The organism is Pseudanabaena sp. CCNP1317 (genome assembly GCF_034931345.1).
Lineage (GTDB): Bacteria > Cyanobacteriota > Cyanobacteriia > Pseudanabaenales > Pseudanabaenaceae > Pseudanabaena > Pseudanabaena galeata.
Map to the genome: position 1 here is coordinate 18,773 of NZ_JAYGIF010000025.1, position 8,878 is coordinate 27,650.

Below are 8,878 nucleotides of genomic sequence, written 5' to 3' on the forward strand. Positions count from 1 at the left end.
ATGGCAACAGTTAAAATTCCAAAATCCAAAAAGAAAAATTTCTCTAGTTTTAGTGTTGGTGAAGCCTATAAACAGTTAGGAATTATTACATTGCTCCCTTGGGAATTTGAAAGTCAAGCACTCCCAATAACTGATTTCTTCAAAAAAAGACTAGAGCGATTACAGAAGCGTTTTGACCTCCGCAGCTACGAAGAATCGAAAAAATTGCTGATTGATGCCTTCTGTGAAGAAGCAATGGAAGATTTCGACCAGCTTAAGATTTGGAAAGGCGGCAGGTTAGAAAGTGACGTATTGATTGGTAATGCTGACTATTTGATCGCTCAGAAAAAAGACTATTTAGAAGCTCCATTTGTTTGTATTGTCGAAGCAAAGAAAGATGATTTTGAACAGGGACTAGCACAATGTTTAGTAGAAATGCAGGCTTGCCAATGGCAAAATAAACAATCAGGGAAGTTTATTGAAGTATTGGGAATAGTGACTAATGCAAGGGAATGGATGTTTTATAAACTTGACCTGTCAGGTAAAGTTTATGAGAGTAGAGGCTATATTGCAGACGATGCAGCCCTAACCTTGGGAGCATTGCACTACATTTTCCAAGAGTGCGAGAAAAACCTAGCCCTATGAGTAAAAAACTAAGCGATCGCCAGTGGAAAATCGGATATGGCAGTGATGAAGATAACTTAATCACTGACTTCTATATTCCTGCCCTTGAATGCGCCCTGCAATACGATCGCAAAGCAGGATTTTTCAATAGCAGTATTCTCAGTCGCGTAGCTAGAGGCATTGGTGCATTACTGGAAAATCAAGGCAGAATGCGCCTAATCATGGGCTGTCAGTTCTCACCCGAAGACTTGCAAGCCGTCCAACAGGGTTACGCCTTGCGTGATGCTTTAACTAGTCGCCTAGATACTGAACTCACCCCACCGAGCAACTTTGCCCAACTCAAGCATTTTGAAATCCTCAGTTGGTTAATTCAAAATGAATATCTTGACATTCGCATTGCCATACCACTCAAGCCAAGCGGTCAACCTGACTCATCCGATCGCGTTCTCGATCCGCAACATCTCTTTCACGAAAAGGTAGGTATTATCTCTGACGCGAATGGAGACTGTATTGCTTTTAATGGCTCTAACAATGAGTCAATCGGGGGCTGGCAATCCAATCGTGAATCTTTTCACGTCTTCTTTTCATGGGATGGCGGTAGAGATTTACAACGGGTACAACATGAAAGCGATCGCTTTGAACGTCTATGGAAAGATGAACTTCCCAATGTGCGAGTATTTGAAATCCCTATAGCGGTAAAACAAAAGCTATTGCGCTATGCCCCAACCCAAAAGCCAGACTGGAATCGCCTAGCTGAATTTGATGACCGTCCGATCGCACCAAAGCCAGAAATATTAGAACTGCCTACTGAAGAACCTACACCACCTCAAGTAGAAATCCAAATCTCTAAGGAAGAACTACAAGCGGAACGTGAGCAATTCGCCCAACTTGCCAATATTCACAACCATGAAGGCTGTTTAGACTTCTCGGTGAAATCAATTCCCGTTAAGCCTTGGGCGCACCAAATGAAAATCCTGCGCCGTATGGCAGCCGAGTTCCCGCGCAATGCCTTAATTGCCGATGAAGTTGGCTTAGGTAAAACCATTGAGACGGGTTTAGTATTGCGTTACTTGTTGCTATCTAAAAAAGTAAAGCGAGTTTTAATTCTAGTTCCCGCTAGCGTGCAACCGCAATGGCAAGAAGAAATGCGGGAAAAATTTAACTTGCATTTCTGGTCGTATGGCAAAAACGAACTAATCGATCCCTATAAACAAGCAGTCACAATTACGGGAAATCCTTGGAATCAGAAAAACTTAGTCCTTGCCTCTAGTCATTTGGTGCGCCGCAAAGAGCGAATGCAAGAGTTACTAGACTCCGAACCTTGGGACTTAGTAGTATTGGACGAAGCACACCATGCAAGGCGTAAAAGCCCTCAAAATCGTAAGGATACTCCCAACTGTCTACTCGAACTAATGGCGCAACTCAGGGCGCACACCCTAGCTCTATTACTTCTTTCGGCTACCCCGATGCAGATCGACGCAGTGGAAATGTTTGACCTTATTAAATTGCTTGGTTTAAAAGGTCATTGGGAATTTGCCGATGCTTTTTGTGATTACTTTGCGACCCTATCCGAACCCGCCGATAAGCATAATCTCAACTTTTGGCAAACCATGTCTGTCGATTACTTTGCCAATGGTGGAAAACCTTGCAGTAAGATTCAGCAAGCTTTAGAAACTAGCGATCGCCTGTTGTCATACCAAATCGAAGATGTTTGGCAAACTGGTCAGAAGATAACTAATCCTCAAAAATACCTAGCTGATGATAATTTCATCGGTGAATCAAAAAAGTTTCTTGCAGCCAATACCCCAATCAAAGACCTGATGTTTCGCCATACCCGCGACACCTTGCGCGAATATTACAAACGTGGCTTCTTAGATAAATCTGTACCAACACGAGAGGTATTTGATAACGCAATTACCCTAGAACCAGAACGAGAAGCCCATTTATATCGTGAAGTCAGCGATTATGTACGCCATTTTTACCGTCTCGCTCAAAAGGAAAATCGTAAGGCGCTAGGGTTTCTGATGACGCTATATCGCAAGCGCTTGACTAGTTCTTTTTATGCGATCGAGAAATCTTTACAACGACGGCTAGATTATCTCTTGACTCAACAAGGTAGCCTATTTGGAGAAGATGATCTTAGAGATCTTGACGATGCCGATGATGCGATTATCGAAGGCTTAGAGTCCTATATGGAGCCTATCGATCCTAAAGAAATTGAATATCTACAAGACTTATTGCAACAATTTGATAACACTGGTGAAGATACCAAACGTTCTGAATTTATTAAAAAACTACGTCAAGAATCCTTAGAGCGTGATAGTGCGATCGTCTTTACGCAATACACCGACACGATGGACTATTTACGCGATACCTTGATCCAGCTATACGGCTCACAGGTCGCTTGTTATTCGGGGCGTGGTGGTGAACTTAATCGCGATGGCACATGGCAGATTGTCAAAAAAGAAGAAATCAAAAGGCGATTTCGTGATGGAGAAATCAAACTCTTACTTTGCACTGAGTCAGCCAGTGAGGGACTAAACTTGCAAACCTGCGGCGTTCTATTTAACTACGATATGCCTTGGAATCCCATGCGAGTAGAGCAACGTATTGGCAGAATTGATCGCATCGGTCAAAAATTTGCAACGGTGAGAATCCACAACTTTTATTACGATGGCACGGTAGAAGCAAAGGTTTATCTCAAATTACGCGATCGCATCAAAGCATTTAAAAATGTTGTCGGCAATCTACAGCCCATACTTGCTCGCGTACCTACTTTTATCGAAAAAGCAGTAATGAGTGCAGACCCACTCGAAGAAGATGTCTTACTATCAGAATTTTTTGAAGCTCCTGATGCTCCATCCATACAACTAGCACTTGATGAAGCTGTGGCAATGGATGTGGAAGCCGATCTTATTGAATTGCGTAAACCCATACCGCGATCTCCCTTTGATGCAGAAGCGATCGAGCAAATGTTTACGCGATCGCTTCTACTACAAAAATCTAGAATCACCTTTGAGGATGCAGGAGACAAGGTTTGGACAATGCAATTACAGCAAAAGTCTTATCAAATTACCTTTTATCCTGATACCTTTGACGAGCATCCATCTTTACGATTGATGACATTTGGCGATCCATTATTTGAACTACTTCTATTCAACTCTTTAGAGGTTAGATAGCAGAGTTGCAAGTGGTTTTAGAGTATTTAGAAGATGGGCAAGGAGATTATACTTATCTAAATTCTCAAATAAAAATAGCGATCGCTAATTTCAAATCAACACCAATCAACTTTGCCAGATCTAATCCAGAAATGACTTCTACAACCATCCAGCCTCCTAACTGATGGAGAGATACTTGGTCTGCCTAGCCAATCTAGTGATACTTGCCATCTTGGACTGCGAGATGAACTAAGTGATAGCAGAATTATTTCTTCGCAGCCACATGGACAGCGCAGACGACCCCACTTCATCAATTTCCTATCCCGAATAATCCAAATTTGACCATTTTTCACAGCATCATTAGAAGGATGAGATGAAACAAACTTGGTTGAAAAGGCTTGTTTAGGAATGATGCGTAGCCATCCCAATAGAAAGCTTAACAAGTTCATAAGACCTCCAAAAACAGATCTCTATCTCCAAGACCCCAGATATCTTGATTTACACAAATGGGACAATTCGGATTATAAGTTGCTCCTTGGTTTCGATCTGTTGTCAAGGTAAACTTGCGTACACGATTAGCGATCGCGTTATTTTCTCCCCGCCATCCTTGCAATCTATGTAAAAACTCTTCGATAGCCATAATTGCCACACTAGTAGTAAAAGTTACTACCGCAGGGCTTGGATTACCTTCCCCAAGTACATAAGCCTCTTTCTTACGTCGCTCAAACTCATCAGGATCAATGCGTTTAAGATTTTCGTCCCGCGCTTGCACGGGATCGATCACTCCATGACATAAGAGACAACTATGTTTAGGCATTAAGACAGTAACGCGCCCATCTGCACAAGCAAACCTTAGAGACCCAACATCATTAGCAACCTCTAGCGCAAGCCCAAGATCGATAACAGGTGTAGCATAGTAGTAAGCAAAGCGGTTTAGCAGTAATCTACCCGAATGATCGTCTGTACAGCCAAAAATAATGTCACACGATTTCAATGCTTCATGACAGATATCTTCATTAATCCATTCCTGAAAAGTCTGAACTTCAACATCTAAACCCAAGAGTGAACGAGCAATCGCTTGAACTTTTGGGAGCTTCTGCTTAACATCATCACGGAAAGCACCATGCAGACGATTCAGATTTGATTCCTCTACAACATCTTTGTCAAAGAGAGCTATATGACCAATACCTAATCGTCCTAAAAGCATAGCCACAGCACTACCAGTGCCACCACATCCTACTATACCAACCCGCAATAAGGACAGGTCTTGATTAAGTGATTCACCAAAAGCTAAGGCCTGACGTTGTAGGATAGATGAAGGTATTCCTTTGCCCCTATCTGGATAATGGAGTCGAATAGCATTACCAACAATACGAATCAGGATAAGTGGAATATTCTTGTTTCGGGATACCCACAGTCTGCCAATCATCTCACCTGAAGGCATTAAAATCAGGCTTAATAAATTAGTATCTAAACCATTTCTATTCTTGGCAAGATCTACTAAATCAGGTTCATTGAGATCATCTTGCTCTGAAAACGCTAAAAGATCACTATGACTATGGATAATTGCTACTGTTAGACCTCTTATCTTTGCTTGTTTTAATGTTTTGACAAAAGAGTCTGTCTTCCAAGTAATGTGTAATTGAGATTGCGAGACTACATCTTCATCTGGAACTTTTTCAACTGCGTAGGAAATAAATTTGTGATGTTCTTGTCTATCCCAAGGATCAGATATGATAAACGAATTACCACATAGTAAATAAGCTGCTCCCTCGGTTCCGTCATCATGCTGTAAAAGCTCTTTTAGAAGCTCATAGTGATGTTCCTGTAATGTCAAACTAGCCTTCATCATTTTGCCTCCTTTAAAGCTGTTGTCATCCTAATTAATGTGGTATGGATGCCATCAATTCCAACCCTCCACTCGTTATTGTGCCGAGACCACCTTTGCCAACTTTTGCCATCAAACTGGAAAGGTTGATCGGCTGCCTTGGGGTACTTTGCTGCTTGTGTTAAAGTGACCCAAGGGAACAAATAGAACATATCAGTGGGAACGTCAGGATAACCTGGAGGCAACAAAATCAAAATGTCAGCATTGGGTATGTTGTATAAGCCAATTGGCAGGGTAAAGTCAGACAAAACAATACCCTTATACTTTCCATTCGTTGATTCTCTATAGTTCACAGCATGTTGATTGAGATATAGACGATCTCGTTCGGGTAAAAAACTCATAGCTTAACCCTCTGTAGTTGTCTGCTTACCAGTGAAAAAGCTTTCAACACCTGCTTCAGTCAAGTCTACAAGTTCACAATTCTCAATTTTGCGATCTTCTGTGCTTTTGGTTTCTTGCCAAACACCATAAGTATTGGGATCGACATTCGCAAGCTTTTTAAGCTGAAAACCAGTAATAAAACTTGCCCCCCATTGGAAACGGCGACCGTCAATTGTAAAGAAGAATGAGCGATCGCTACGAAAGGTGATGAATTTTTCAATTCCCTGTTTCTGTAGATTTGTCGTCTCGTCAAGTCGAATCTCTTCAAGTTGACCATTACTAAGCATCTCAAAAATCAAGAACTCTCTTGTAGGAAGCTTGTTTGCAAGATCGAGTAGCTGCTGTCCTGTTACTACAGAATCGTTTATGGAGTGGACAATATCATCAATGCGAACCTTGTAATTAGCAGTCATAGGATTAACCTCTATGTAAAAGTGCTTTGACACTAGATTACATATCTCATCCTAAAAAGTCAACTGTATTCGACTAAAAATCTTTTTTTAGATCATAAATAGTCAAATCAATTTGACAAAAGCTGATCGCTTTTGGCATAATAGTCAAAAAAACTAATTTAAAAATAAATCAGCGAATAGGAGGCATCCATGAAAGATGTTATCGCTGGCAATATGATTCTTTACCGTAAAGCATTACGGCTGTCTCAAGAGCGACTAGCAGAAATGGCAGGGGTCACTCGCCAGAGCATTAACAATTACGAAAAGGGTAAAACTTTACCTGATAGTAAAACTCTCTCAGATTTAGCTTATGTTTTGGGAGTTGGTATAGATGATTTATTACGCACGAAAGATGATGATCAACTCCAGTTTCGTTTTCGTGCTCGCGAGTCTTTTGGGAAATCACCACAGTTTGCTGCTCAAGTTCGCCAACTCTTATCTACCTATACTCAACTTGAAAAGGCTGTTGGACTTCACCCTTATGCTCCAGAAAGTACTCCCTGCGATAAAGTACAGGGTAATGAGGCATATATTCAAGAAATCGCCTCCCAGTTTCGTCATCGCATTGGGCTAGGAGATGCACCAATTGCGAATCTATTTGAAGCAGTAGAAGGTGTAGGACTCAAAGTTTTGCGCCGCCCTATCCAATCAGAAAGTTTTTTTGGATTAGGTGCTTGTAGTTATGATTCAGGCGCATTTGTTTTAATAAATTCCAATGTCACTATTGAACGTCAAATCTTTACTCTGGCACATGAAATTGGACATTTAATCTTTCATCGTGGTGAGTATCAAGATACGTTGAAAGAGGAGGGTACAAAGGATGAAGAGAAATTTCGTGAAGGAGTAGCAAATTATTTTGCTGGTCATTTACTAGTGTGTCAGCCTGAATTTGAGCGCGTATATCGATTTACAAAAGACATCTTAAAACTTAAAGTTCACTTTAGGGTAAGTTATCAAACTATCTTGCGTCGTCTCGCTGACATGAAACAAATTGACTATCAGAAAGAGATAATCAAGATTAAGGGTATCTACAAAAACCGTAATGGAGTTTCTTTAAAAAATTCCGAGGAACTAGAACCAAGCTTAAATCTAAAAGAGTTTCCTGAGAACGTGCGATTTAATAACTTGGTATGGCAAGCACTAGAAGCAGAAGAAATTACTGAAACTACAGCGGCTGAGCTTTTAGACATAAAACTTCAGGATTTGGGTAAAGAACGAATCAAACGTCATAGCCAAGATTCTGATTTCTATGTAATTAAATAAGACTATGACTATGATCTTGGATGCTAATGCCCTAATTGATTTCCACTGGCTGAATGAATGGACATGGCTCCAAGATAACTATAATCCTCTTTTTGTATCTGAAGATATTCTTGGTATTGGTAAGTTAGACGAGAGAACTAAAGAATCTGCTGTTAAATATCTTCAGCCATTGCCTCTCAATACTGAAGAGATATATAGCCTTTACAGAAAGTTTAGACAAGAATTCTCTCCTATTTCCACTGCTGATTGTTCAACACTAGCGATCGCCAAGCAATCAAAACTTATTTGTGGCACAGATGATGGGAAAATGCTCAAAATATGTAACAACTATCAAATTAATTACATTCGGACTTTGCAACTGCTAAAAGAAATGTCTGATACAGGATATAGAACTATTGATCAAGTATTAGAGATGAAAAGAATTCTTATAGAAGATAGAGGAAAATGGATTGCTCCTAATGTCTTGCTAGATTGGGAGCAAAGTCTATAACTAAGGTATTGCTCCATTCACAGAGAAGGGGGTACGGAAAGAGCAGAAATGTGAAAAAGGCGTATTAGTAATTTGAATAACGATCTCGGACTTAGCTGGTAAGTTGTAAGTTGTTGGCGACATTACTAAAGTGATTAACGCAAAGAACGGCAGTGATTGTTTTTGCTAGAGCTAGGCTAAATAACTTTAGGAGACGGGATTTTGAGAACATGACCCATTTCCCCGAAATGTATACTGGCTATGTATTAGAGTCCCTTATCCTAGAAGTTGGCACCATAAATTTGCTGCTGCGGCAAACTTATGGTCACAATCACAAATCGTAAAATCAAGATCTAAGCCCTAACTTGTCTCAGATTTATCTTAGAGCAAATAATCATCAATTATTTGCCATTAAATTTATACGAATAAGTATTTATACTTATTGTAGTTAACACTTTTTCGAGGTTTGAGGGGTTTGCTTGGCGCGTTGCGTTATATTGTTGAGGTATCTGCCCGTTAGTTAGTTGTCGTCATGCCAAAATGGTTTAATACTGCTGGTCCTTGTCAAGTTGATATTCATTACATGCTGCCGTCCACAGGGCGCTTGCCTGAGTTAGTCAATCTAATCTCGCAGCGGAATTATTTTGTCCTCCATGCGCCAAGA

General features: G+C 40.5%; 9 protein-coding genes. 5 read left to right on the plus strand and 4 right to left on the minus strand.

From position 1 onward, the window contains the following. The 3 genes from VB775_RS09100 to VB775_RS09110 are packed head-to-tail and all read left to right on the plus strand — an operon-like array spanning nucleotide 1 to nucleotide 3,946. A complete protein-coding gene (locus VB775_RS09100; RefSeq protein ID WP_281009994.1) occupies nucleotides 1-624 on the plus strand; it encodes a hypothetical protein in 624 nt (207 codons plus the stop codon). Continuing rightward, on the plus strand, nucleotides 621-3,782 hold the full coding sequence (locus tag VB775_RS09105; protein WP_281009993.1) for a helicase-related protein: 3,162 nt from the start codon (nucleotides 621-623) through the stop codon (nucleotides 3,780-3,782). The genes VB775_RS09100 and VB775_RS09105 overlap by 4 nt, the downstream gene beginning before the upstream one ends. 11 nt (nucleotides 3,783-3,793) lie before the next feature. Further along, nucleotides 3,794-3,946 carry a hypothetical protein gene (locus VB775_RS09110; protein ID WP_323216740.1) on the plus strand — a complete coding sequence of 51 codons (153 nt, stop codon included), beginning with the start codon at nucleotides 3,794-3,796 and terminating at the stop codon, nucleotides 3,944-3,946. Here VB775_RS09110 and VB775_RS09115 read toward each other — a convergent pair. The 4 genes from VB775_RS09115 to VB775_RS09130 are packed head-to-tail and all read right to left on the minus strand — an operon-like array spanning nucleotide 3,878 to nucleotide 6,443. Then, entirely contained in the window at nucleotides 3,878-4,210 is a 333-nt protein-coding gene (locus VB775_RS09115; RefSeq protein ID WP_281009992.1) for a DUF6527 family protein, read from the minus strand. The two genes, VB775_RS09110 and VB775_RS09115, sit on opposite strands and share 69 nt — an antisense overlap. Further along, nucleotides 4,207-5,610, minus strand: a complete 1,404-nt coding sequence (locus VB775_RS09120) for a ThiF family adenylyltransferase (RefSeq protein ID WP_323216739.1) — start codon at nucleotides 5,608-5,610, stop codon at nucleotides 4,207-4,209. Before VB775_RS09120 ends, VB775_RS09115 begins: the two co-directional genes overlap by 4 nt. After that, on the minus strand, nucleotides 5,610-5,990 hold the full coding sequence (locus tag VB775_RS09125) for an E2/UBC family protein (protein WP_199289235.1): 381 nt from the start codon (nucleotides 5,988-5,990) through the stop codon (nucleotides 5,610-5,612). The genes VB775_RS09120 and VB775_RS09125 overlap by 1 nt, the downstream gene beginning before the upstream one ends. A 3-nt stretch (nucleotides 5,991-5,993) precedes the next feature. After that, nucleotides 5,994-6,443, minus strand: coding sequence for a multiubiquitin domain-containing protein (locus VB775_RS09130; RefSeq protein WP_199289233.1), 450 nt, complete (start codon nucleotides 6,441-6,443; stop codon nucleotides 5,994-5,996). A 189-nt stretch (nucleotides 6,444-6,632) separates the two neighbouring features. Between VB775_RS09130 and VB775_RS09135 the strand changes: the two genes are divergently transcribed. Next, complete coding sequence (locus VB775_RS09135; RefSeq protein WP_281009990.1) at nucleotides 6,633-7,745, plus strand: ImmA/IrrE family metallo-endopeptidase; 1,113 nt, start codon at nucleotides 6,633-6,635, stop codon at nucleotides 7,743-7,745. A 4-nt stretch (nucleotides 7,746-7,749) separates the two neighbouring features. After that, on the plus strand, nucleotides 7,750-8,235 hold the full coding sequence (locus VB775_RS09140) for a hypothetical protein (protein WP_281009989.1): 486 nt from the start codon (nucleotides 7,750-7,752) through the stop codon (nucleotides 8,233-8,235). Nucleotides 8,236-8,878: the final 643 nt, after the last annotated feature.

Coding starts and splice junctions, on each gene's coding strand:
- VB775_RS09130 (WP_199289233.1), bottom strand. CDS start 6,443: ATGACTGCTAATTACAAGGTTCGCATTGATGATATTGTCCACTCCATA.
- VB775_RS09135 (WP_281009990.1), top strand. CDS start 6,633: ATGAAAGATGTTATCGCTGGCAATATGATTCTTTACCGTAAAGCATTA.
- VB775_RS09115 (WP_281009992.1), bottom strand. CDS start 4,210: ATGAACTTGTTAAGCTTTCTATTGGGATGGCTACGCATCATTCCTAAA.
- VB775_RS09100 (WP_281009994.1), top strand. CDS start 1: ATGGCAACAGTTAAAATTCCAAAATCCAAAAAGAAAAATTTCTCTAGT.
- VB775_RS09105 (WP_281009993.1), top strand. CDS start 621: ATGAGTAAAAAACTAAGCGATCGCCAGTGGAAAATCGGATATGGCAGT.
- VB775_RS09120 (WP_323216739.1), bottom strand. CDS start 5,610: ATGAAGGCTAGTTTGACATTACAGGAACATCACTATGAGCTTCTAAAA.
- VB775_RS09125 (WP_199289235.1), bottom strand. CDS start 5,990: ATGAGTTTTTTACCCGAACGAGATCGTCTATATCTCAATCAACATGCT.
- VB775_RS09140 (WP_281009989.1), top strand. CDS start 7,750: ATGACTATGATCTTGGATGCTAATGCCCTAATTGATTTCCACTGGCTG.